Annotated in this window: 16 protein-coding genes; 9 read left to right on the forward strand and 7 right to left on the reverse strand. The window is 71.9% G+C overall.

Annotation, left to right across the window (positions count from 1 at the left end; genetic code table 11):
* Positions 1–95: 95 nt before the first annotated feature.
* From ACZ6QQ_RS03305 to ACZ6QQ_RS03320, 4 genes are all read right to left on the reverse strand, one after another.
* Positions 96–956 (reverse strand): S1 family peptidase, encoded by an 861-nt coding sequence (locus ACZ6QQ_RS03305; protein ID WP_465873941.1) that lies wholly within the window; start codon positions 954–956, stop codon positions 96–98.
* Between the two features lie 123 nt (positions 957–1,079).
* Positions 1,080–2,138: a LacI family DNA-binding transcriptional regulator gene (locus ACZ6QQ_RS03310; protein WP_465873943.1), complete on the reverse strand. Its 1,059-nt coding sequence runs from the start codon at positions 2,136–2,138 to the stop codon at positions 1,080–1,082.
* Between the two features lie 15 nt (positions 2,139–2,153).
* Entirely contained in the window at positions 2,154–5,372 is a 3,219-nt protein-coding gene (locus tag ACZ6QQ_RS03315; protein WP_465873945.1) for a glycoside hydrolase family 3 C-terminal domain-containing protein, read from the reverse strand.
* Positions 5,373–5,660: 288 nt separating this feature from the next.
* Positions 5,661–6,881 (reverse strand): ROK family protein, encoded by a 1,221-nt coding sequence (locus ACZ6QQ_RS03320; RefSeq protein WP_465873946.1) that lies wholly within the window; start codon positions 6,879–6,881, stop codon positions 5,661–5,663.
* A gap of 242 nt (positions 6,882–7,123) precedes the next feature.
* Between ACZ6QQ_RS03320 and ACZ6QQ_RS03325 the strand changes: the two genes are divergently transcribed.
* The 5 genes from ACZ6QQ_RS03325 to ACZ6QQ_RS03345 all read left to right on the forward strand — a co-directional run bounded on the left by ACZ6QQ_RS03325 (position 7,124) and on the right by ACZ6QQ_RS03345 (position 15,847).
* A complete protein-coding gene (locus ACZ6QQ_RS03325; protein ID WP_465873948.1) occupies positions 7,124–8,800 on the forward strand; it encodes an extracellular solute-binding protein in 1,677 nt (558 codons plus the stop codon).
* Positions 8,797–9,792: an ABC transporter permease gene (locus tag ACZ6QQ_RS03330; protein ID WP_465873950.1), complete on the forward strand. Its 996-nt coding sequence runs from the start codon at positions 8,797–8,799 to the stop codon at positions 9,790–9,792. Before ACZ6QQ_RS03325 ends, ACZ6QQ_RS03330 begins: the two co-directional genes overlap by 4 nt.
* Complete coding sequence (locus ACZ6QQ_RS03335; protein ID WP_465873952.1) at positions 9,789–10,838, forward strand: carbohydrate ABC transporter permease; 1,050 nt, start codon at positions 9,789–9,791, stop codon at positions 10,836–10,838. Before ACZ6QQ_RS03330 ends, ACZ6QQ_RS03335 begins: the two co-directional genes overlap by 4 nt.
* Before the next feature lie 303 nt (positions 10,839–11,141).
* Entirely contained in the window at positions 11,142–13,250 is a 2,109-nt protein-coding gene (locus ACZ6QQ_RS03340; RefSeq protein WP_465873954.1) for a beta-galactosidase, read from the forward strand.
* 236 nt (positions 13,251–13,486) lie between these two features.
* Positions 13,487–15,847, forward strand: a complete 2,361-nt coding sequence (locus ACZ6QQ_RS03345) for a rhamnogalacturonan lyase family protein (protein WP_465873956.1) — start codon at positions 13,487–13,489, stop codon at positions 15,845–15,847.
* A gap of 43 nt (positions 15,848–15,890) precedes the next feature.
* Here the strand turns inward: ACZ6QQ_RS03345 and ACZ6QQ_RS03350 are convergent, their stop codons facing one another.
* The 3 genes from ACZ6QQ_RS03350 to ACZ6QQ_RS03360 form a co-directional block, all read right to left on the reverse strand.
* Positions 15,891–16,721, reverse strand: coding sequence for an NmrA family NAD(P)-binding protein (locus ACZ6QQ_RS03350; RefSeq protein ID WP_465873957.1), 831 nt, complete (start codon positions 16,719–16,721; stop codon positions 15,891–15,893).
* 352 nt (positions 16,722–17,073) lie between these two features.
* Entirely contained in the window at positions 17,074–18,096 is a 1,023-nt protein-coding gene (locus ACZ6QQ_RS03355) for an LLM class flavin-dependent oxidoreductase (protein WP_465873959.1), read from the reverse strand.
* A gap of 91 nt (positions 18,097–18,187) precedes the next feature.
* Positions 18,188–18,355: a hypothetical protein gene (locus ACZ6QQ_RS03360; protein WP_465873961.1), complete on the reverse strand. Its 168-nt coding sequence runs from the start codon at positions 18,353–18,355 to the stop codon at positions 18,188–18,190.
* A gap of 349 nt (positions 18,356–18,704) precedes the next feature.
* Between ACZ6QQ_RS03360 and ACZ6QQ_RS03365 the strand changes: the two genes are divergently transcribed.
* Genes ACZ6QQ_RS03365 through ACZ6QQ_RS03380 form a run of 4 tightly spaced genes read left to right on the forward strand, consistent with a single transcriptional unit; the run spans position 18,705 to position 23,607 of the window.
* On the forward strand, positions 18,705–19,601 hold the full coding sequence (locus ACZ6QQ_RS03365; protein WP_465873963.1) for an IclR family transcriptional regulator: 897 nt from the start codon (positions 18,705–18,707) through the stop codon (positions 19,599–19,601).
* A 22-nt stretch (positions 19,602–19,623) separates the two neighbouring features.
* Positions 19,624–21,075, forward strand: coding sequence for an aldehyde dehydrogenase family protein (locus tag ACZ6QQ_RS03370; protein ID WP_465873964.1), 1,452 nt, complete (start codon positions 19,624–19,626; stop codon positions 21,073–21,075).
* Positions 21,072–22,580: a sugar ABC transporter ATP-binding protein gene (locus ACZ6QQ_RS03375; protein WP_465873966.1), complete on the forward strand. Its 1,509-nt coding sequence runs from the start codon at positions 21,072–21,074 to the stop codon at positions 22,578–22,580. Before ACZ6QQ_RS03370 ends, ACZ6QQ_RS03375 begins: the two co-directional genes overlap by 4 nt.
* A 19-nt stretch (positions 22,581–22,599) precedes the next feature.
* On the forward strand, positions 22,600–23,607 hold the full coding sequence (locus ACZ6QQ_RS03380) for an ABC transporter permease (RefSeq protein ID WP_465873967.1): 1,008 nt from the start codon (positions 22,600–22,602) through the stop codon (positions 23,605–23,607).
* Positions 23,608–23,619 lie beyond the last annotated feature (12 nt).

Genomic DNA, 23,619 nt, shown 5'->3' on the forward strand with positions numbered 1-23,619 from the left:
GCTGAGAGACACCTTCGTGAAACCTACGGGAATATTGAAGGTCGCGGAGCGCCCCGCTCCCGTCCGACGCGCGGGGGAGCGGGGCGGCCCGAGGATCAGGGCAGGGTGACGCCGTACGCGGCGAGGATTTCCTGGATCGGCTGGTAGTAGGTGGTGCCGCCGGAGGTGCAGTTGCCACTGCCGCCGGAGAGGATGCCGAGCACCACCCCGGTCCCGGCGACGTAGAGCGGCCCGCCGCTGTCCCCCGGCTCGGCGCAGATGTTGGTACGGATCAGGCCGTACACCGTGCCCTGGGCGTAGTTGACCGTCTGGTTGAGGGCGGTGACCGTACCGCAGCGGACGCCGGTGGTGGAGCCGCTGCGGCAGACGCTCTGCCCGACGTAGGCGTTGCCGACGCCGGGTGTCGGCAGCAGGCCGGGGTAGGTGTACGTGGCGATCGGGTGGAGCACGCCGTCGGTGTACCGGACCAGGCCGTAGTCGTTGTTCGGGAAGCTGCTGGCGACGCGGACCCCGAGCAGCGGCATCTGGGCACCGTTGGCGTACCAGTTGCCGCCCAGGATGATGCAGTGTCCGGCGGAGATGAAGTAGAGGCTGGCGCCCTTGCGGACGGTCGTGCCCAGCGAGCAGCGCCCGGCGGGGTTCTGGATGCCCTGACCACCGGCGATGAGGGTGGTCAGCCGACCCGGCTCGTGGCGGACGACCGCACCGGCGCGGGCCGCGGTCGCCCGCAGCGCGGCCACCCGGGCGGCGTCGACCGTGTCGTCGACGGTCAGGGTCATCGTCCCGGTGGCCGGGTCGAGGCCCCAGACCGTGCCGGTGGTGCGTGCCTCGGCCAGGGCCGCCGCCGCCCGCGCCGGATCGGCGGCGTCGGGGGTGGCGGGTCGGGCGTGGGCGGCCGTCGGGGCGGTGAGCAGGAGCGTCACCGTGAGCAGGGCGAGGAACGGGGAACGGCGCATGCGGACCTCCGCTGATCGACATCGATGGATGCGAGTACAGCATCCCCGTCGGTCGATCGACTAGCAATCATCCGGCCGATCCGGAGCACGATCACCGTCGCACATCGGGTCGACGGCGCCGGGTCAGTGGGCGGTCGGGAAGAGGGCGGGGGCGCCGGTGCTGGCCCGGACGGTCAGCCGGGGGTCGAGCAGGGTGCCGTCGGGCACCGGTGTGCCGGCCAGCTTCTCCATCAGCAGCGCCACCGCCCGTTCGCCGACCTCCTCCGCCGGAACGAGCACCGAGGTCAGCGCCGGGGCGGCCCGTTCGGCCAGCTCGTCCGGGCAGATCGCCACCACCGAAACGTCGCGCGGCACCGTACGACCCAGCGCCGGCAGCGCGGCCAGCACCTGTCCCACCGCCGCCTCGTTGTGCACCACCAGCCCGGACAGGTCCGGCTGACGGTCGAACAGGCCGGTCAGCTCCCGGCGTACGGAGTCGGCGTTCTCCTCGCACGGCTGGGCGGTCGCGGTCAGCCCGAGCCGCTGCGCGGTCTCGGTGAACCCGGCGCGGGTCCGGTGGGCGTAACCGGTGTCCCGGTCGTAGACCACCGCCGGGGCACCGAGCAGGGCGATCCGGTGGTGCCCGAGCCGGGCCAGATGCTCGACGCAGACCTGACCGGCCTGGTAGAAGTCGAGGTCTACGCAGGTCAGGCCGGTGGCGTCGGCGGGGAAGCCGATCAACACGCTGGGCCGCTCCAACCGGCGCAGCAGCGGCACCCGGGGATCGTGCATCTCCACGTCCATCAGGATCAGCCCGTCGACCATCGCGCTGGCCGCGATCCGGCGCAGCTCGGCCGGACCCTCGTCGGCGGTCATCAGCAGCACGTCGTGGTCGAACCGCCGGGCCGTGGTCACCACCGAGGTGGCGAACTGCATCAGCACCGGCAGGTGCATGCCCGCGCGCAGCGGCAGCACCAGGGCGATCACGTTCGACCGCCGGCTGGCCAGCGCCCGCGCCCCGGCGTTCGGGTGGTAGCCGAGCTTGCGCACGCTGGTCAGGACCCGTTCCCGGGTGGTCGCCGAGATGGCCCGCTTGCCGCTGAGCACGTACGACACGGTGCTCACCGCCACGCCGGCGTGCCGCGCCACGTCGGCGATGGTCACCATGTCCGGGCGCTTCGGCACGAGGTTCTGTTCGGACACTAGACGCCTCCGGCATCAGCCACGGACCGTCGACCGATCGTCGTGCTGGAAATTCAACCAGCTCACGGTAACGCCCGGGGTGTCGAACACGAGGTACAGGTCCCGTACCCCGGTCGCCGCGGCCGGCAGCCAGCGGCCGGTCACCTCGGCCCAGTCGCGTCGCCGGGCCGGATCCGGGTCGCGCAGACCCATCGCCGGCACCGGCACGGTCCCCACCACCGGCCCGTCGACCGGGTCGTCCAACCGCAGCGTGAGCCCCGCCGGTCCGGGCCGCCCGACCGGTTCCGGCCCGCGCGCGGACCCACCGGGTACGCCCGGCACCGCCCCGAACAGCTGCGGCGGTGGACTGGCGATCCGGGCGGTCAGGCCGGCGACCCCGGTGCCGAAGTCGACGGCGGCGAACCGGAGCCAGGCGCCCGCCTCGGTCGCCTCCACCGCGTCGCCGATCCCGCCGTCGGGCACCGCCACGATGCCGGCGTACTCGTCGTGGCCTTCGGCGCGCAGCGGGCCGCGCCGGGGATCGCGGGGACCGATCCGCTCACCGCGTACGGTCAGGGTGGTGCTGGCGAGCAGGTCCTGACTGGACCGTCCGACCGAGACGGTGTGCCGGGCCCGCTCCACCACGTACCGCCCCCGGGTCACGTCCCAGTGCGTGAGGTCGGCGGCGCGCAACGGCAGTCGTACGGTGGTCGTCTCTCCGGGGTCGAGGGTGACCCGGACGAACCCGCGCAGCTGGCGCAGCGGCTGCTTCACCCGCGAGCGCCGCTGCCGGGTGTAGAGCTGCACCACCTCGACGCCGGCACGGTCACCGGTGTTGGTCACCTCGACGCTGACCTCGACGGTCTCGTCCGGCTCCACCGCCTCGCGGTCGCACCGCAGACCGGTGTAGGCGAAGCTGGTGTAGCTCAGCCCGTGACCGAACGGGTAGAGCGGGTCGCCCCGGTAGTAGAGGTACGTCGCGTCGGTCGCGATCACGTCGTAGTCGAACAGGTCGGGTAGTTCGGTGGCGGACCGGTACCAGGTCTGGGTCAGCCGCCCACCGGGGTCGGTGTCGCCGCAGAGTACGGCGGCCAGCGCGTGCCCGTACTCCTGTCCGCCGTGCGCCGACCAGAGCAGGGCCGGCACATGCTCGTCGGCCCAGTTGACCGCGTACGGATATCCGCTGGTCAGCACGAGCACGGTACGCGGATTCACCGCCCGTACGGCGCGCAGCAGCGCCTCCTGCGCGGCCGGCAGGGTCAGGTCGAGCCGGTCCTCGGTCTCCCGCCCGTTGACCATCGGGTGGTTGCCGAGCACCACCACCGCCACGTCCGCGCCCGCCGCGAGGGTGGCCGCCGAGGCGGCGCCGTCCTCGACCGGCTCGACGGTGAACGGGGTCGCCGAGTCGGCGTCGGGGGCGTCGGCGCGCAGCACCCCGTCCGGGCCGACGGTGACGAACCGTTCGCCGGCCACGTGCCAGAACAGGGTTGTCCCGTCGCCCCGCTCGACCAGTCGGAACGTCTCCCGGACCAGCCAGCCGCCGGGACCGGGCCGATCGTTGACCAGGACGCCGGCCGGGTCGCCGCCGACGTGCCGGCCGTTGGCGACCGCACGCAGCGCCACCAGTCCGCGGCCCCAGTCGTACACCTCGAACCAGTTCACCGGCCCGGACCCGCCGCCGTCGGGCAGTCCGGACCCGCCGCCGGCCGGCCCGCTCCCGCCGGGGCCGTCGTCGGCGTCGCCGACCGGCCCGGGCGCGGCGTCGACGTCGACGGTCAGGGGTGCGCCGTCGGGGTCGATGGTGGCCCGCACGTAGCCGGCGTTCGACCCGGCCGGGCGCAGCGCGATCCGGTCGACGCCGGGGTGGTGGACGACGGCGTTGGCACCGAACCGCTCGGTCAGGCCGTCCAGCGCGGTCACCGCGTACGGCAGGGTGCCGCTGTACCAGTCGACGTGCAGGGTGCCGGCGAGCGGTCCGAGGACGGCGATCCGGGCGGTCCGGTCCGGGTGCAGCGGCAGCAGCCCGTCGTTGCGCAGCAGTACGAACGACTGCTCGGCGGCCTGTCGGGCCAGCCGCCGGTGGGCGGCGCAGTCGATGACCTCCGCGCCGATCCGGGTGTACGGGTTGCGCTCGGGCGGATCGAACTCGCCCAGCCGGAACCGGATGGTGAGCAGCCGCCGGACCGCGTCGTCCAGATCGGACTCGACCAGCAGTCCCCGGCGCAGCGCCTCGGTGAACCGCCAGCGGGACGGGGCGGTGTCGGTGTCGTCCTCGGTGACGTTGTCGACGCCGGCCCGCAGTGCGGCGGCGTACCCGCTCGGGTGGTCCGGCAGGTAGCCCTGGGCGCCGGCCAGGTTGGTCACCGCGCCCGCGTCGCCGACCACCACGATCTCGCCGGGGGCGCTGTCGCGCAGGTCCCGGTTCAGCAGCGGACTGAGGTGCGCCGGCCGCCCGTTGACCAGGTTGTACGACGCCATCACGGCCACCGCCGCACCGGTCGCGAGCGGGGCCCGGAAGGCCGGCAGTTCGTACTCGTGCAGGACCCGTGGCGGCAGGTTGCTGGAGCTGAGGCAACGGTCGGTCTCGTTGTTGTAGCCGAGGAAGTGTTTGAGGGTCGGCGCGGTCTTGAGGTAGTCGGGGTGGTTGCCGCGCAGCCCGGTGGCGTACGCGGTGCCGAGCAGCCCGGTCAGCCAGGGATCCTCGGCGTACCCCTCCTCGTTGCGTCCCCAGCGGGGGTCGCGCAGCGGGTTCACCACCGGTGCCCAGACGTTCAGCCCGATCCGGGCCGGGTCCTGCCGGTGCCGGGCGCGTACCTCGTCGCCGACCGCGTCGCCGACGGCCCGGAGCAGGTCCGGGTGCCAGCTGCTGGCGAGCCCGACGGCCTGCGGGAAGACGGTGGCCGGGCCGAGCCAGGCCAGCCCGTGCAGCGCCTCGGTGCCGGTGCGGAAGGTGGTGATGCCGAGCCGGGGGATGGGCGCCTGGTACTGGTGCAGCAGGCCGATCTTCTCGTCCAGGGTGAGTTGTCCGAGCAGGTCGGCGACGCGGGCGGGGAGGGGCCGGTCGGGGTCGCGGAAGTCCCGGCCGGGTGCGGTCCGGGCGGCGGGGGCGGCCAGGTCGGCGGGGACCCGCAGGCCGGCCGGGCTCGCCGGGACCGTCGGTCCGGGCAGGTCGGTGGGGACGGTGGGGACGGTCGGTTCGCCTCCGGCGGCGGGTGCACACACGGGTAGGGCCTCGCGCATGGTCGGCTGGCGCATGTCGATCACCTCTCGTGATCTGCGGGCGGCTCCACCGGCGCGGGCGGAACGCCTCGTGAGACCTCGGTTCGCGCATGGTGGGGTGGCGGTGTGGGGATCGGCCGCCAGCCCGGGAAGCTCGAAGCGCTTCGACGACCATGAGAAGACGTGCCCACCGGCACGCCGGACGCCGGGGCGTGGTGGCGGGGCACTTCGAGGCTTCCACCCGCCGCCGGGCGGGTCAAGGGATGACGTCGGTCGATCTGATCCGGGTCGGTCGGCGGCGGCATGGTTGTCGGGGGCGGTGGTTCAGGGCGGCGGGGCGGTGGGCAGCCGGCCGGCGTCGACCATGGCGAGGGCGCGGGCCGCGCCGCCGACCGCCGCCGCGCCCGGCCCGAGGGCGGAGGCGGCCAGCCGGGTGCCGCCGGCGTCCGGCGCCACCGTACGGGCGGCGAGTTCGGCCTCGGCCGCCGGCAACAGCCACGGGGCGAGGGTGACGAGGTAGCCGCCGAGCAGCACCACCTCGGGGTTGACCAGGTTGCCGAGCACGGCGATCCCGTGGCCGAGGTGCCGACCGGCCTCGGTGAGCGCGTCGAGTGCCGGCCGGTCGCCCTGTCGGGCCCGGCTGCGGATCCGTTCGACCTCGGGGGCGAAGTCGGTCACCGGCCCGTCCAACGCGGTGTCCGGCAGCACCCGTCGGATCAGCGCCGGGATGCCGGCCAGCGCCTCCAGGCAGCCGCGCCGGCCGCACGGGCAGTCCGGTCCGGTCGGGTCGAGGCAGAGGTGGCCGATCTCGCCGGCGAAGCCGCGTCCGCCGCGCAGCAGCCGACCGTCGGCCACCACCCCGGCGCCGATGCCGGCACTCGCGGTGAGGTGGACCAGGTTGGCGGTGCCGGCGTACGGGCCGTGCCGGAACTCGGCCAGCGCGGCGAGGTTGGCGTCGTTGTCGACCACCACCTCGAACGACGGCTCGCGCAGGGCCCGGCGCAGGTCGGCGCCGAGGGTGAGGTCCCGCCAGCCGAGGCTGGGCGCGACCCGGACGGTGCCGGCCCCGTCGATCAGCCCCGGTACGCCCACGGTGAGCCCGAGGACCTCCCGCCCCTGGTCGGCCAGCCGGGTGATCGCCCGGTTCGCCAGGGTGGCGATCGAGCTGACCGCCCGCGCGCCGGTGCCGCCGGCACCGGCGAAGGCCCGGCGCCAGCTGAGCAGTTCGGTCCCGCCGAGGTCGACCGCGACCACGGTGAGCTGGTCGGCGCCGACCTCGATCCCGATCGCCGCGTACGGCTCGCCGTCGAGGACCAGCATGGTGGCGGGACGGCCGATCCGGTTCTCGGTGAGGCCGGTCTCGCGCACCAGCCGTCGGTCGATCAGGTCGGCGACCAGACTGGACACGGTCGCCTTGTTCAACCCGGTCGAGGCGGCGATGTCCGCGCGGGAGCAGGGCGCGTGCGCGCGTACGTGACGCAGCACCACGGCGAGGTTGGTGGCCCGTACGTCGGCGAGGTCGGCCGGTTCGGCACCGGTCTGCATCGTGATCAAAGTCTTTCCCGCTCCCCGCGTGCTGGTGCGTGCTGCCCGGTCTCGGCCGGCCCGCGGCGGTGCACACATCATGCCGTACCCCGCCGGTGGTGGGCCATGTCGTGTCGGTCGACGCGCCGCGAGGTTCCCTTGTGGCAGCGGTCACCGTCGATTAACTTAGTTTAGTCACCCGACGAAATAACTCTACCTGTGCGTCGCTGTGCCGCACACCCACCGATTGAAGGGAGCGTGGCGTGGATCCAACGCATCCGATCGGGACCACCGACCGCCGCCGGTTCCTCACCCTGTTCGGTCTCGGCACCGCCGCGCTGGCCGGCGGCGGGCTGCTGACCAGCTGTAGCAAGGAAGCCGGCAGCCGGGGCAGCGCCACCAGGGCCGACGCGGTCAAGGGGGTACTGCCCAACTACAGACCGGTCGACCTGGTCAAGCCCGACATCCCCGGCGACGGGCCGATCCCGCAGGGCTTCCTCACCTATCCCCGCGACCTGGTCGTCTCGGTGCCGGCCAAGCCCGGCGCGGGCGGGCCGGAGATCAGGACGATGTCGCCGTGGTGGGGACCGACCCCGCCCGCGCTCGGGCGCAACTCCTACCTGGACGCGGTGAACGCCGAACTCGGCGTCCGGGTCAACCCGAGCCTCCAGGACGGCAACACGTACGCCGACAAGCTCAGCGCCGTACTCGGGGCGCGGGACGTACCGGACCTGCTGGTCGGGCCGAACTGGGAAATCGACAAGATCTCCCGGTTCTCGGACGCGGTGAAGGCGCTCTTCGAGGACCTGACCGACTACCTCAAGGGTGACGCGGTGCACGCGTACCCGAATCTGGCCGCGCTCTCCACCGGTGCCTGGGAGTATGCGGCCTGGGGTGGCCGGCTCTACTCGGTGCCGTTCCCGACCGACGGGCCGTTCGCGTACGCGATGTTCCACCGCAAGGATCTCACCGACGCCGCCGGGGTCGCGGCGCCGACCGGCACCGACGAGCTGTACCGGTTCGGGAAGGAGATGACCCGGGCCGACCGGGGCGTCTGGGCGTTCGGCAGCGTCTTCTCCATGGTGCAGCAGTACTTCGGCTGCCCCGGCCTGCAGAACGGCTGGCGGCGCAAGCCCGACGGCGGCCTGGTCCACAAGTACGAGCTGCCCGAGTACCGGGCGGCGCTGGAGTTCACCGCCCGACTGTTCGCCGAGGGGCTGGTGCATCCGGACACGGTGGCCAGCAAGGGCGCCGACGAGAAGCAGCTCTTCAACGGCGGCAAGATCCTGATGTACCAGGACGGCCTCGGTGCCTGGCAGGGGATGCAGGGCGAGCAGGTCAAGGTGACCCCGACGTTCAACATGCAACCGGTACCGCTCTTCGGCGCGGGCACCACCAAGCCGGTGGTCTGGGGCAGCGAGAAGCCGATCTTCTTCACCTTCGTCAGGAAGGGCCTGGGCAGGGCGCGTACCGAGGAGATCCTGCGGGTGCTCAACTGGGGTGCCGCCCCGTTCGGCAGCCGCGAGTACGAGCTGCGCGAGTACGGCGTGGAGGGCAGGCACTTCACCCGCGCCGCCGACGGCAGCCCGATCCCCACCGAGTTGGGCCGCAAGGAGAAGGCCTCCCAGTACGACTATCTCGGCGGCCGGGTGCCGGTCAAGGTGCGCAGCGGCGACACCCCGAACTACGTGCAGGACTACCTCGGCTACCTCCGGGCGACGATCACCCACCTCGAACCGGACCTGCTCGCCGGGATCAAGCTGGAACTGCCGGCGAACTACTCGAAGGTGCTGGTGCCCAGCGAAGACAAGATCAACGACATTCTCCGCGGCCGGCGCCCGGTCGGCGACATCGACCAGGTGGTGAAGGAGTTCCGGTCCGGCGGCGGCGACGAGGGCCGGGCCTTCCTGGAACAGGCCCTGGCCGACAACGGCCGATGAGCACGGACCTCGGCCGACAGCGGCGGCCGGACACGGGTACGGACCGACGCGGGCGACCGGGCCGGCGGGGCCTCGCCGACCGGCTGCGCCGGGACTGGCCGCTGCTGGTGATGGTCGCGCCGGCCGGGCTGCTGCTGCTGGTCTTCCACTACCTGCCGACGCTGGGCAACGTGATCGCCTTCCAGGACTACAACCCGTTCCTGGGCGACGACCCGCTCGGGGCGTTCCTGCACAGCGAGTGGATCGGCTTCGGCAACTTCGAGACCCTCTTCGGCGACCCCGCGTTCTGGGACGCGGTACGCAACACCCTCACCATCACCGCGTTCCAGCTCGTCTTCTTCTTCCCGCTGCCGATCCTGCTGGCGATCCTGCTCAACAGCGTGGTCTCCGGCCGGGTACGCGGATTCGTGCAGAGCGTCGTGTACCTGCCGCACTTCTTCAGCTGGGTGCTGGTGGTCACCTTCTTCGTACAGATGCTCGGCGGTGCCGGCCTGCTCGCGCAGGAGTTGCGCCAGGCCGGGTTCCAGCCGTGGGACGTGATGACCAACCCGGACACGTTCCTGGTGCTGGTCACGGCCGAGGCGGTCTGGAAGGACGCCGGCTGGGGCGCGATCGTCTTCCTCGCCGCGCTGTCGGCCATCGACCAGAACCTGTACGAGGCCGCCGCCGCCGACGGCGCGGGCCGCTGGCGGCGGCTGTGGCACATCACCCTGCCCGGTCTGCGCCCGGTGATCATCCTGTTGCTGATCATGCGGCTCGGTGACGCGCTCTCGGTCGGCTTCGAGCAGTTCATCCTGCAACGGGAGGCGGTCGGCCGGCAGGCCGCCGAGGTGCTCGACACCTTCGTCTACTACCAGGCGATCGTGCCCCAGCAGTGGGGACTCGGTGCCGCGGCCGGACTGTTCAAGGCCGCCGTCGGACTGGTCCTGATCCTGGCCGCGAACAAGGCTGCCCACCGGCTCGGCGAACAGGGGGTGTACGCGAAATCATGAGCGTCACGTCGACCCGGCACGGTGGACCGCCCCGGTCCGGTCCACCCCGGCGGCAGCGGTCCCGCAGCGGGCGGGGCCGCTGGCAGTGGTCCCGGAGCGGGCGGGACCGGCAGCGGTGGGAGCGGCGCCAGCGCGAGCGACGGGAGCGGGAGCGCCGGCCGGCCTGGGCCGAGCCGCCGACCCCGGTCGGCCGGTTCGGCAAGGGACTGCTGCTCACGCTGCTGGTGCTGGCCGTACTCGGGCCGATCTGGGCGGTGCTGGTGACCAGCCTCGCCTCCCGGGGCACGATCAACGAGGCGGGCGGCATCGTGCTCGTACCGCGCGAGATCGACATCTCCGCGTACGTGACGATCTTCTCCGGAGGTCAGGTCACCCGGGCGGTCTGGGTGAGCACCCTGGTCACCGTCGTCGGTACGGTGGTCAGCCTGGTGCTGACCGTGCTCGCCGCGTACGGGCTGTCCCGGCCGGACTCGCTGGCGCACCGGCCGCTGCTCTTCTTCTTCCTGCTCACCTTCCTGATCTTCCCCGGTCTGGTGCCCAGCTACCTGGTGGTCACCGGGCTGGGCCTGAAGAACAGCCTCTGGTCGCTGGTCCTGCCGAGCGCGATCAGCGTGTTCAACCTCGTGGTGATCCGCGCCTTCTTCATGAACGTGCCGGCCGAACTGGTGGACAGCGCCCGGATCGACGGGGCGGGGGAGTTCCGCATTCTCACCCGGATCATGCTGCCGTTGTCCCGGGCGGTGGTGGCGGTGATCGGGCTGTTCTACGCCGTCGGCTACTGGAACTCGTACTTCAACGCGGTGCTCTACCTGGACGACAACGACAAGTTCCCGATCCAGCGGGTGTTGCAGAGCTACCTGCTGGCCGGCCAGTCCCCGCACGTCACCGGCAACGTGCCGAACCTGCCGGGGATCAGCGCCTACCCGCCCTCGCTGGCGATCAAGATGGCGGTGGTGGTGGTCACGGTGGTCCCGGCGGTGGCGGTCTACCCGTTCGTGCAGCGCCACTTCACCAAGGGGGTGCTCACCGGTGCGGTCAAGGGTTGACCGCCGGGGCGGGTGGGACGGGGGCGGGGCGCCCCCCACCTGGGCACCCCGCCGGACCCGTGCCCTCGGGGTCCCAGTCGCCGAGACTCACCCCGTGAGCAGTGGGCCGACCGGCCAGCCGGTCTGTTCCGGTCCACTCGCACCGCCGAGCGGCCTGCCCTCTAGTTTCTTTGGTCTTCAAACAAACTGTCAATGCTTTGACAGCCATCAAAGCGTCGAACCAGCGCTTTCCTTCAGGTTCTCGTGGTGACAACTGATCACTACTTAGGTTGGGCACTAAACAAAGGGCGGGAGGCGATCGGATTGGCCGGGCCGAGGGGGATCGACGGGCTCTGTTACGGCGGGGACTACAACCCGGAACAGTGGCCGGCCGACGTCTGGACCCGGGACGTGGCGCTGATGCGGCAGGCCGGGGTCAACCTGGTCACCGTCGGGGTCTTCGCCTGGTCCCGGCTCGAACCGCAGCCCGGCCGGTACGCCTTCGACTGGCTGGACCGGGTGCTGGACCTGCTGCACGACGGGGGGATCCGGGTCGCGCTGGCCACCCCGACCGCGTCCCCACCACCGTGGTTCTCACTGGCCCATCCCGACGCGCTGCCGGTCACCGCCGACGGCGTACGGCTGCACCACGGCAGCCGGGACACCTACTGCGTGAGCGCCCCGGCGTACCGTGACGCCGCCCGGCGGATCGCCGCCGCGCTCGCCGCCCGCTACCGCGACCACCCGGCGCTCGCCCTCTGGCACGTGCACAACGAGTACGCCACCGACTGCCACTGTCCGCACGCGACCGAGGCGTTCCGGCGCTGGCTGCGCGACCGCCACCACGATCTCGACCGGCTCAACGAGGTCTGGAGCACGAGCTTCTGGAGCCAGCACTACGGTGACTGGGCGCAGATCTCCACTCCCCGGGCGACCCGCTACCTGGCCAACCCGGCGCACCTGCTGGACTTCCGCCGGTTCTGGTCCGACGAGTTGCTCGCCGCGTACGTCGAGCAGCGCGACCTGCTCCGCGCCGCCACCCCGGACGTCCCGGTGACCACCAACTACGTCTTCGGCGAGTGGGTGCCGGTCGACCACGCCCGCTGGTCGAGCGAGGTGGACCTGGTCGCGATCGACCACTATCCCTCGGTGGCCGACCGGGGCGCGGAGGAACAGATCGCCTTCGCCGCCGACCTGGCCCGCTCCTGGGCCCGCCACGTTCCACCGGCTCGGTCCGTTCCACCGGCCCGGTCCGTGCCGTCGGTCGAGACGGGAGCGGCCGCCGAGGCCGGCTCCGGGGTGCCGGTCGGCACGGGTGGGCCGGACTGGTTGCTGATGGAGAGCGCGCCGAACCTGATCTACACGCCGGGGCGGATGCACAGCCGGGAGCCGGGGCGGCTGCTCCGCAACAGCCTCGCGTACGTGGCCCGGGGGTCGCGGGGCGCGATGTTCTTCCAGTGGCGGGCACCGGCCGGTGGGGCCGAGCGCTTCCACTCCGCCCTGGTCCCGCACGCCGGGCCGGACAGCCGGGTGTTCCGGGAGACCGTCGAGCTGGGGCGGGTCCTGGGCGACCTGCCGGTGGCGGCGACCGGCGCGGTGCAGGCGCCGGTGGCGATCGGTTGGGACGCCGAGTGCTGGTGGGCGTTGACCGGCCCCGGCCTGCCCACCGACCGGCTCGACTACCTCGACGAGGTGCGTACGGCCCACCGGCTGCTCTGGCGGGCCGGGTTCGGCACCGACTTCGTCGGCCCGGCCCGGCTCACCCCGAGCGGTGGTCCGGATCCGCTGGCCGGGTACCGCCTGCTCGTCCTGCCCGCTCTCTATCTCGTCTCGGACGACACCGCCGCCCGGATCCGGGCCTGGGTCGCGGCCGGTGGTCACCTGGTGGTCGGCTACCTGAGCGGGATCGCCGACGAGCACGGCCGGGTTCGGCTGGGCGGCTATCCGGGCGCGTTGCGGGACGTGCTCGGCATCCGGGTGGAGGAGTTCCATCCGCTCCCCGACGACGAGCGGCAACCCCTCGTCACCGTCGAGCCCGGCGGTGACGGTGGTACGGGCGGGACCGGTCGACTGTGGACCGAGACGGTACGACCGGCCGGGGCGCGGACCGTGCTCGCGTACGGTGCCGGCCGGCTCGCCGGTCAGCCGGCGGTGACCCGGCACCGGTTCGGTTCCGGGGTGGCCTGGTACGTCTCCACCCGGCTCGACGACACCTCCCACCGGGGGTTGCTCACCCGTGCGGCCCGCGCGGCGGGGGCGGCGCCGACCTGTCCGACGGCGCCGGACGGGGTGGAGGCGGTCCGCCGCCGCTCGCCCGACGGCACGAGTTGGCTCTTCCTGCTCAACCACGACCCCGAGCCGCGATCGGTGTCGCTCGGCGGGACCCCGGTGACCGTGCCGGCCGGCGGCCACCTGGTCCGGCGGGAGAGCTGAGTCCGCGGCAGAACTGAAACCTTTAAATTCGGATCGGTCTATCTTGTAACCCGGTAGAGCGTTGTCCTACGCTCCAGGTGCGTACGGAGCCTCCGTCCTTCGTCGAAGCGGCCGTTGAACTGATCCAGTTTCGGCCGTTCCGCGGTGAGTTGAGCCGCCGGTCCGGGCAGGCCGGCAGCGCCCGTCCGGCCACCGGTCGGCGGCACCGCCGCGCACCCGTCCCCACGGAGTAGACAATGCCCAGCTCACGATCACGCTTTCCGTACCCGGCACGGGCCGGATCGGCGGGGCCGCGCTCCCGGCGTACGGCACTGCTCGCCGCCGTCACCGCCGGCACGCTCGCCTCCACCGTCGCGATGACCGCGGTGGTCGCCTCGGCCGCCGCCCCCGGTTGCCGGGTCGACTACCAGGTCACCAACCAGTGGCAGGACGGATTCGGCGCCGGGGTCACCATCACCAACCTCGGTGACCCGCTCACCGGCTGGACCCTCACCTGGTCGTACGCCGCCGGGCAACAGGTCACCCAGGCCTGGAACGCCACGGTGACCCAGTCCGGCGCGCAGGTCAGCGCCGTCAACGTCGGTTACAACGGGGCGATCGCCACCAACGGCACCGTCTCGTTCGGCTTCAACGGCTCCTGGACCGGTAGCAACCCGGTGCCGGCGGGTTTCGCGCTCAACGGCACCACCTGCACCGGTGGCGTCGCCCCGACCACCGGCCCGCCGCCGACCGCGACACCCACACCGACGGGCGTGCCGACCGGGACACCGAGCGGTACGACCCCGGCACCGACCACCGACCCGCCGCCGACCACACCGACCCAACCGCCGCCGACGACCCCTCCGGCGGGCGGGGCGAAGCAGGCCGAGGACCTGGACCGGGGCCTGGTCAGTGTCCGCTCCGGCAGCGCCAACCTGGTCTCCTGGCGGCTGCTCGGCACCGAGGGGCCGCAGGTCGCGTTCAACCTGTACCGGGGGTCGACCAGGTTGAACGGCTCACCGATCACCGGTGTCACGAACTTCCTCGACACCGGGGGAGCGGCCGGCACGGAGTACACCGTGCGGGCCGTGGTCGGTGGGACCGAGCAGGCCGCGTCCGCACCGGCGCTCCAGTTCGGCAACGGCTACCTCGACGTACGGCTCCAGGTGCCGCCGGGCGGGACCACGCCGTCCGGGGAGGCGTACACGTACTCGGCCAACGACGCCTCGGTCGGCGACCTGGACGGCGACGGCCGGTACGAGATCGTCCTGAAGTGGGACCCGTCCAACGCCAAGGACAACTCGCAGTCCGGGTACACCGGGAACGTCTTCGTCGACGCGTACACCCTGACCGGGACCCGGCTGTGGCGCATCGACCTCGGCCGCAACATCCGGGCCGGCGCGCACTACACCCAGTTCCAGGTGTACGACTACGACGGTGACGGGGACGCCGAGGTGGCGATGAAGACCGCCGACGGCACCCGCTCCGGCACCGGGCAGCTGATCGGCTCCTCCTCGGCCGACCACCGCAACGCAAGCGGCTACGTCCTGGCCGGGCCGGAGTACCTGACCATGTTCGACGGCCGGACCGGGGCGATCGCCTCGACGGTGGACTACCTGCCGGCACGGGGCACGGTCTCGTCGTGGGGTGACAACTACGGCAACCGGGTCGACCGGTTCCTCGCCGGCACCGCCTACCTGGACGGCCAGCGACCGTCCCTGATCATGTCCCGTGGCTACTACACCCGGACCGTGATCGTGGCCTGGGACTTCCGCAACGGCAGCCTGACCCGGCGCTGGACGTTCGACTCCAACTCCGCCGGCAGCCAGTACGCCGGCCAGGGCAACCACAGCCTGGCCATCGCCGACGTGGACGCCGACGGCCGGGACGAGATCCTGTTCGGCGCCATGTGCATCGACGACAACGGCAGCGCGCTCTGGAACACCGGACACGGTCACGGCGACGCCGCGCACGTCGGTGACCTGGACCCGAGCCGGGCCGGGCTGGAGTACTTCAAGGTCAGCGAGGACGCCAGCAAACCGTCGTCCTGGTTCGCGAACGCGCGTACCGGTCAGGTCCTCTGGTCCACGGCGGCGTCCGGCGACAACGGCCGGGGCGTGGCGGCGGACGTCCACGCCGGCAGCGCGGGGGCGGAGTCGTGGTCGTCGGCGGTCGACGGGCTGCGCAGCCCGAGCGGTGCGAACGTCGGCCGCAAGCCCTCGTCGGCCAACTTCCTGTCCTGGTGGGACGGCGATCCGGTACGCGAACTGCTGGACGCCACCCGGATCGACAAGTACGGCACCGGTGGCGACACCCGGCTGCTCACCGGCAGCGGGGTGGCCTCGAACAACGGCACCAAGGCCACGCCCGCGCTCTCGGCCGACATCCTCGGTGACTGGCGGGAGGAGGTGATCTGGCGGACCACCGACAGTACGGCGCTACGGATCTACAGCACGCCGACGCCGAGCAACATCAGGATCGCGACACTGATGCACGATCCGCAGTACCGGGTGGCGGTCGCCTGGCAGAACACCGCCTACAACCAGCCGCCGCATCCGAGCTTCTTCATCGGCAACGGGATGGCCACCCCGCCCCAGCCCAACATCTACCTGCGCTGAGACGCCCCGGGGTATGCGGGCCGGTGCCCCGTCTTGCGGCGCACTAGCCGACCGTGAGACGGGGCACCTGGAAGCGATCCGCGTGCTCGGCCGTCCACTGGGCAAACGTGCGCGCCGGGCGACCGGTCACCCGCTCGACGGTGTCGACGACGGTCGTGGAGGCATCGCTGGGAGCGGCGTACCAGCCGACGACATATTCGGCGTCCGCCCGGGACACACCGGTTGCCACCAGCCTGTCGACGGCCTGCCCGTGCGTGATCGGAACGAGGGCGATGTCGCGGCGGATCGCTCGGGACAGGAGTGCGATCCGTTGGCGCGGGGTCAGCGACTCGGGCCCGGTGAGGTTGTAGGCACGCCCCGCATGGCCATCGTCGAGGAGCGCGACCGCTGCCACCGCCGCTATGTCGGCCTCGTGGACCAGCGCGCTGGGAAAGTCGTACGGCTCGCGTACGTTCCCCTCGTCTCGGATCGACTCGACCCAGTTCAACGTGTTGCACATGAACTCCTGCGGTTCCAGGCGGGTCCACTCCACACCTGAATCCGCCACCGCCTGCTCGACCGGCCCCACGCCACCACCCCACACGACGGTGATGCGCCGCACACCGGCACCAACTGCCCGACGTACCAGGTCGGACCCGACCTCGGCGAGCCCCGCCGTCACCGTGACATGCAACCGATCGACGCCATCGAGGGCGGCGTCCAACAACTCCGGTGCGGTGTGCGTGCCGGCCACCAGTTCCACTTCGGCCGGAAGACTCCGCGCGGCGGCAACCGGATCCCGCGTCAGTGCCCGAACGGGCTCTCCTCGGCGGACCAGCTCCGCCACCACATGTCGGCCGGTGTTCCCGGTGGCACCCGTAACCAGTGTCGTCACAGTCGGCCTCCCTTCCTTGCCGACGACGCTAGAACCTCAACTGCACTTATGGTCAAGGAGTCACCCGAAGCCCAACAACGACAGAAGACCCCCGGCCACACCACAAGGCGTGCCGGGGGTTCGTTGTCTCAGGGGGATTGATGCGCGGCGTACCGCGGGCGCAGTCGTACCGGACCGGGTAGGGGCCCACCCCACCCGGCCCGGTACGACACACACCGCGACATAACGCGACCCGTCCCGACCGCGCATGTCGAACCACCACCGGTGATAACACTAGGCGGGGTTACGGGGCGTGCCGGTGACAGCCACGTGAAGATGCTGTTTCGTGGCTACCGGGACGGAGTGTTCCCGGTCACTCGGGGCGGCGCAGCCCGTCCGCGACGTGTTCGGCGATCAGCTCGAACGAGCGGATCCGCTCGTCGACGTCGTAGACCATGGTGGTCAGCATCAGCTCGTCGGCCCGGGTCTGTTCCAGCAGGTCGGTCAGCTGCTTGCGGACCGTCTCCGGGCTGCCCAGCGCCTGCCCTCGCATCCGTTCCCGGCTGAACTGCCGCTCGGCCTCCGAGAACGGGTACGCGGCGGCCTCCTCGGGGGTGGCCAGCGGCTCCGGTCGCCCCGCGCGCAGCCGCAGGAAGGAGAGCGCGGCCGGTCCGGAGAGCCACTGCGCGTGCTCGTCGGTCTCGGCGCAGATCGCGTTCACCGCGACCATCGCGTACGGCTTGTCCAGCCACTGCGACGGGCGGAAGTTCTGCCGGTAGAGCGCCAGCGCCGGCAGGGTGTTGGTCGAGCTGAAGTGGTGGGCGAACGAGAACGGCAGGCCGAGCATTCCGGCGAGCTGGGCGCTGAAGCCGCTCGACCCGAGCAGCCAGATCGCCGGCATGTTCCCCCGGCCGGGGGAGGCGGTGATCGGGCCGGGGCGGTCGCCGGTGAAGTAGTTGATCAGGTCGGCGAGCTCCTGCGGGAAGTTCTCCGCCGACAGCCCCTCCATGGTGCGACGCAGCGCCAGCGCGGTCACCTGGTCGGTTCCCGGCGCCCGGCCGATGCCGAGGTCGACCCGGCCCGGATGCAGCGCCTCCAGGGTGCCGAACTGCTCGGCGACCACCAGCGGTGCGTGGTTGGGCAGCATCACCCCGCCGGAACCGACCCGGATGGTCGAGGTGGCGGCGGCCAGGTGGGCGAGCACCACCGGTGGGGCGCTGCTGGCGATGGCCGGCATGTTGTGGTGTTCGGCCACCCAGAAGCGCTGGTAGCCCAACTCCTCGGTGCGCCGCGCCAGGGCGGTGGTGTGCCGCAGGGCCGCACCGGCGGTGGTGCCGGCCGCGACCGGGGCAAGGTCAAGAACTGACAGGGGTACGTCGATCACACGCTCGATCAACAGTCGGGCCGCCCATTTTGTTCCAGTCGGTGGATCCGGTGAGCTTGCCCACCGCCCGCCCGCCGGTCCCGGCGTCGACGGTCGGTGCCGGTCAGCCGATCAGGGTCCAGAGGTGCTGGGCCGAGGCCGACTCGAACTCGCCCCGGGCGGCCTGCCTGGCCAGCTCCTCGCGGCTGATCCCCAGTTCGGCGAGCTGCCCGTCGACGAAGCGGTTCCAGTCCTCGTCGGCCTGGCGCCGCTCCTGCTCGTCACCTGTCATGCCCCGGACCCTACCGCCCCGGTACGACGGCCGGGGCGGGTGGTCGCGGCCCCCAGCGGCCGGCCGTACGGGCGGATCGCATTGATCAAGGTATGTGTGGAATGGGACGAGACATTGGATGTCTTCGGATCTGGGATGAGGTTGACGCGAGCCGGCCTCTCTGTTCGGCACCCGCCGTGCGGTCAATAGTGCGTACCACCAGGGCTTTCTTGCTGGCGGGTCGGCTTGCGTGATCTTGTGATGGGCGGATACCTCCGATGTCTGGCGGCCCAAAAGGTTGACAGAGTTGTTTCATGGTGTAAACATCGCCGTTATCTGAACTCGATGGAAATGGATTCGAGTAACTCGAATGAGGAGCGGAAGAAAATCGTCCAGCGTCGATAAGGCATTCGAGCTGATCGGCGCGGTCTCCGAGGCTGGCCGGGCCGGACTGACCCTCGGCGAGCTCGCCGAGGAGGCCGGCATCGCGCTGAGCACCACCCACCGCTACACCACCTCGCTGCTGGAACTCGGCGTCTTCGAGCGGGATCCGGCCGGCGCCTACCACCTCGGCGTGACCCTCATCGCGCTCGCCGGGCAGTACCTCGAAGAGGACGGTCTGCGCGCGGCGGCCCGGCCGTACCTGGTCGAGCTGGTCGAGTTGAGCGGCGAGACCGTGCACCTGGGCATCCCGGTCGGCAACCACATCGTCTACGTGGACAAGGTGGAGAGTGCCAAGTCCGTACGGCTGGTCTCCCGGATCGGCAGCCGGGTCGCGATGCACAGCACCTCGATGGGGAAGGCCGTGCTCGCCACGCTGGACGAACGGCGACGGGCGGAGATCCTCACCGGCCCGCTGCCGGTGCGTACCGACCGGACGCTCACCGGCGCGGCCCTGCTCGACGAACTCGACCTGGTCCGGGCCAGAGGGTTCGCGATCGACGACGAGGAGAACGAGGAAGGCGTCCGCTGTTTCGGCCTGCCGATCCTGAGCGCCTCCGGTCAACCGGTCGGGGCGTTCAGCGTGTCGGCCCCCGCGCACCGGTTCAGCATCGACGACTGCCATCGTCTGGCGCCGACCGCGCTGGCCATGGCGGTCAATATCGGTCGGCGAATCGGTTACCCGGCCCATCGTCGCCGCCCCGGCGGATTGGCGCCCACCCGACCGTCGGTGGAAAACGAACAACCCGACCGGCCGGAACCCCGCACCCGACCCGAAGGCCAACCCCGACAGGTTCGACCGAGCGTCGGCGAGAACGCCCGCTGACCCAGCCCAAGGAGTGGAACGGATGTCCACCGTCACATCGTCACCTGGTTCCACCCCGTCCACCGGTGCCGTCGCCCCGGACGATTCACGCATCACCGTGCACAATCCGGGCACCGGGGCCCGGCTCGGCGAGGTCGAGTCGGCCACCGAAGAACAGGTGGTCGCGGTGGTCGACGCCGCCCAGGCCGGCCAGCGGTCGATGGCCGCGCTGCCCGCGTACGAGCGGGCCGGGCTGCTGCGCCGGGTCGCCGACCTGATCGAGGCCGAACAGGAGAGCCTGGCCCGGCTGCTCGCCGCCGAGAACGGCAAGCCGCTGACCCAGACCCGGGGCGAGGTCGAGGCGGCGATCCGGATCTTCCGTGGCCACGCGGGCGAGGCGACCCGGCTCTTCGGTCGGCAGATCCCGCTGGACGCCGTACCCGGAATGGAGCGGCACCTGGCGGTGACGCTGCGCGAACCGCTCGGCGTGGTGGCCGCGCTGGTCCCGTTCAACTACCCGGTCGAGCTGTACGCGCACAAGGCCGCCGCCGCGCTCGCCGCCGGCAACGCCGTCGTCGTGCAACCGCCCGCGCGCTGCCCGCTCAGCCTGGTCCGGATCGCCGAACTGGTCGAACAGGCCGGCGCCCCCCGGCACGCGCACCAACTCGTCACCGGCGGGGTACGGGTCTCCCAACTCCTGGCCGAACTGCCCGGCATCGCGGCGGTCAGCCTCACCGGCAGCACCGCCGCCGGACGCGAGATCGCGCGCCGGGCGGCGACCACCCTGAAGAAGGTCTTCCTCGAACTCGGCGGCAACGACGCGCTGATCGTCTGCGACGACGCGGACGTCGACGAGGCCGCGAGCGCGGTGGTGCTCGGCCGGCTGGCCCGGGGCAACGGGCAGATCTGCTGCGCGGTCAAGCGGGTCTACGTGCAGGACGGGGTGCACGACGCGTTCGTGGCGGCACTGCTCGCGCAGACCGCCGAGCTGACCGTCGGCGACCAGCTGCTGGAGCAGACCGACGTCGGTCCGCTGATCGCCGAGACGGCCGCCCGGGGCGTGGAGGAGGCGGTCGGCCGGCTCGTCGACGACGGGGCCCGGCTGGTCACCGGGGGCGGCCGACGCGGTGCCTTCGTCGACCCGACCGTCCTGGTCGACGTGCCGCGCGACAGCCCGGCCCTGGCCTCGGAGATCTTCGGACCGGTGGCCCCGGTGGCCCGGTTCGCCGACCCGCTCGACGCGGTCGCGATGGCGAACGAGTCGCCGTACGGGCTGCACGCCGCCGTCTTCACCCGGGACATCTCCCGTGCCTTCACCCTGGCCCGCGCACTCGACGTCGGCGGGGTGCTGATCAACGGCTCGACCGCCGTACGGGCCGAGAACCTGCCGTTCGGCGGAACCAAGGACACCGGCGGCTACCGCGAGGGCATCCACGACAGCGCGCTGGACTTCACCCGGCAGAAGACCATCGTGGTGATGGAGGCGTTCGGATGAGCCTCGAACTGCGCGGCGTGCACAAGGACTACGGGGGCGTCCAGGTCCTGCACGGGGTGGACCTTGTCGGCCAGCCCGGCGAGGTGCTGGCGGTGGTCGGGGCGAACGGCGCCGGCAAGTCCACCCTGATCAAGATCCTGGCCGGGGCGCAGCCGATGAGCGCGGGCGAGATGCGCGTCGACGGCGAACGGGTCGACCTGCGCTCGCCGCACGACGCGCACGACCACGGCATCCGTACGGTCTACCAGGAGCTGAGCCTGGTGCCCGAACTGTCGGTCACGGAGAACCTGCTGATGGGGAACTTCCCCCGGCGGGCCGGCCTGATCGACTGGGCCGCCGCGCACCGCCGGGCGGCGGAACTGCTCGACTCGATCGGCTTCGGCGCGATCAACCCCCGTACCATCGCCGGCCGGCTCTCGGTGGCCCGGCAGCAGATGGTCGAGATCGCCAAGGCGCTGGTCAGCGAGCCGAAGGTGCTGGTGCTCGACGAGCCCTCCGCGGTGCTGGCCGGCAGCGACCTCGACTCGCTCTTCGCCCTGGTCCGGCGGCTGACCCAACGCGGCGTGCTGGTGATCTACGTCTCGCACCGGCTGGCCGAGGTGCTCGAACTCGCCAGCGTCATCGTGGTGATCAAGGACGGTCGGGTGGTGGCCACCACCCGACCCGCCGAGACCAGCGAGGACGAGCTGATCCGGCTGATGGCCGGGCGGCGGCTGGCCCAGATCTACCCGGACCGGCGCGAGGGGCGCGGCGCCCCCCGGCTGACCGTGACCGGGCTCGGCCGGCCGGGCGAGTTCGCCGACGTCTCGTTCACCCTGCACGAGGGCGAGATCGTCGGCCTGTTCGGCCTGGTCGGCTCGGGCCGCAGCGAACTGGCCCGGTGCGTCTTCGGCGCCGAGCGGGCGGCCACCGGGCAGGTCCGGGTGGCCGGCGGCGGGGCGGACTTCCGCACCCCGGCCGAGGCGATCGCGGCCGGACTCGCACTGGTCACCGAGGACCGCAAGCGCACCGGGCTGGTGCTCGACCTGACCGTACGGGACAACATCGCCCTGACCACGCTGCACCGCAACAGCCGGGTCGGCCTGATCGACCGGGCCCGGCAGGGCCGCGACGTGACCGCGATGGTCGACCGGCTCGGCATCCAGCCGGCGCACTGCGCCTCGATGGCGGTGGTCAACCTCAGCGGCGGCAACCAGCAGAAGGCGGTGCTGGCCAAGTGGCTGCTGGTCGGCCCCCGGGTGCTGATCCTCGACGAGCCGACCCGAGGGGTGGACATGGCCACCCGGGTGGAGATCTACCGCATCATCGACGACCTGGCCCGGTCCGGGTTGAGCGTGCTGCTCATCTCCTCGGACCTGACCGAGGTGCTCGGCGCCACCGACCGGGTGCTCGTGATGCGCCAGGGCCGGCTCACCGGCGAACTCGCCGCCGACCGGACCACCGAGGACGAGGTGCTCGGCCACGCGATCGGACCGGTCGCGGGCCGGACGGAGGAGACCGGATGACCGGGTACGAGGAGAGGGCATGACGGGGCAGCTCACCGGCACCGCGCCGGACACCACGACCACCGGCGGGGGACCGGCCCGCCGGCCGTTGCGGCTGGTGGTCAACGGCCGGGACCGTACGGTCGAGGCGGTGCTCGGCACGCTCGTGATCGCCCTGATCGTGGTGGCCGCCCTGACCTCCGACACGTTCTTCACCCAGACCAACCTGACCAACCTGCTCAAGCAGATGGTGACCACCGGGCTGCTCGCCTTCGGCATGCTGGTGGTCATCCTCACCGGCGGCATCGACCTCTCGGTCGGCTCGGTGGTGGCGTTCGCCGGCATCGTGGGCGCCGGACTGGTCTCGGGCCTGCCGATCCCGCTGGCGATGCTGGTCGGCATCCTGGCCGGGATCGGGTTCGGGCTGGTCAACGGCACCCTGATCGCCCGGTTCGGGCTGGCGCCGTTCGTGGTGACGCTGGCCGCGCTGACCACCATCCGGGGGTTGGCCTTCGTCTACTCCGAGGTGCCGATCGCCCCGGACGACCCGGCGTTCTTCACCCTCGGCTCGGCGATGGTCGGCCCGATCCCGCTGACCACGGTGATCATGCTGGCGGTCTTCGGTGTGGGCGGGGTGTTCCTGTCCCGTACCCCGGCCGGGCGGTCGATCATCGCGATCGGCGGCAACCCGGAGACCGTACGGCTGGCCGGCATCAACGTACGCCGGCACGTGATCCTCGCGTACACGATCAGCGGGGCCTGCGCGGGACTGGCCGGGGTGATCCTGGCCAGCCGGGTCGGCATCGCCCAGCCGAGCGTCGGCGTCGCCTTCGAACTGGACGCGATCGCCGCGTGCGTGATCGGCGGGGCGAGCCTGGCCGGCGGACGCGGTACGGCGAAGGCGACCCTCGGCGGTGTCGTCGTCCTCGCTCTGATCAACAACCTGCTGAACCTGTACGGCGTGCAGAGCTTCTGGCAGCAGGTCCTCAAGGGACTGATCATCATCGCGGTGATCCTGCTCCAGCGGGTCAACCGGGTACGTCCCTGATCCGGGGCGCCC

The organism is Micromonospora sp. NPDC049529 (genome assembly GCF_055586685.1).

What these genes read in the sequence shown, in the direction of transcription:
- ACZ6QQ_RS03305 (WP_465873941.1), bottom strand. Translation starts at nt 956, where the DNA reads ATGCGCCGTTCCCCGTTCCTCGCCCTGCTCACGGTGACGCTCCTGCTC.
- ACZ6QQ_RS03315 (WP_465873945.1), bottom strand. Translation starts at nt 5,372, where the DNA reads ATGCGCCAGCCGACCATGCGCGAGGCCCTACCCGTGTGTGCACCCGCC.
- ACZ6QQ_RS03320 (WP_465873946.1), bottom strand. Translation starts at nt 6,881, where the DNA reads ATGCAGACCGGTGCCGAACCGGCCGACCTCGCCGACGTACGGGCCACC.
- ACZ6QQ_RS03330 (WP_465873950.1), top strand. Translation starts at nt 8,797, where the DNA reads ATGAGCACGGACCTCGGCCGACAGCGGCGGCCGGACACGGGTACGGAC.
- ACZ6QQ_RS03335 (WP_465873952.1), top strand. Translation starts at nt 9,789, where the DNA reads ATGAGCGTCACGTCGACCCGGCACGGTGGACCGCCCCGGTCCGGTCCA.
- ACZ6QQ_RS03345 (WP_465873956.1), top strand. Translation starts at nt 13,487, where the DNA reads ATGCCCAGCTCACGATCACGCTTTCCGTACCCGGCACGGGCCGGATCG.
- ACZ6QQ_RS03360 (WP_465873961.1), bottom strand. Translation starts at nt 18,355, where the DNA reads ATGACAGGTGACGAGCAGGAGCGGCGCCAGGCCGACGAGGACTGGAAC.
- ACZ6QQ_RS03365 (WP_465873963.1), top strand. Translation starts at nt 18,705, where the DNA reads ATGAGGAGCGGAAGAAAATCGTCCAGCGTCGATAAGGCATTCGAGCTG.
- ACZ6QQ_RS03370 (WP_465873964.1), top strand. Translation starts at nt 19,624, where the DNA reads ATGTCCACCGTCACATCGTCACCTGGTTCCACCCCGTCCACCGGTGCC.
- ACZ6QQ_RS03375 (WP_465873966.1), top strand. Translation starts at nt 21,072, where the DNA reads ATGAGCCTCGAACTGCGCGGCGTGCACAAGGACTACGGGGGCGTCCAG.
- ACZ6QQ_RS03380 (WP_465873967.1), top strand. Translation starts at nt 22,600, where the DNA reads ATGACGGGGCAGCTCACCGGCACCGCGCCGGACACCACGACCACCGGC.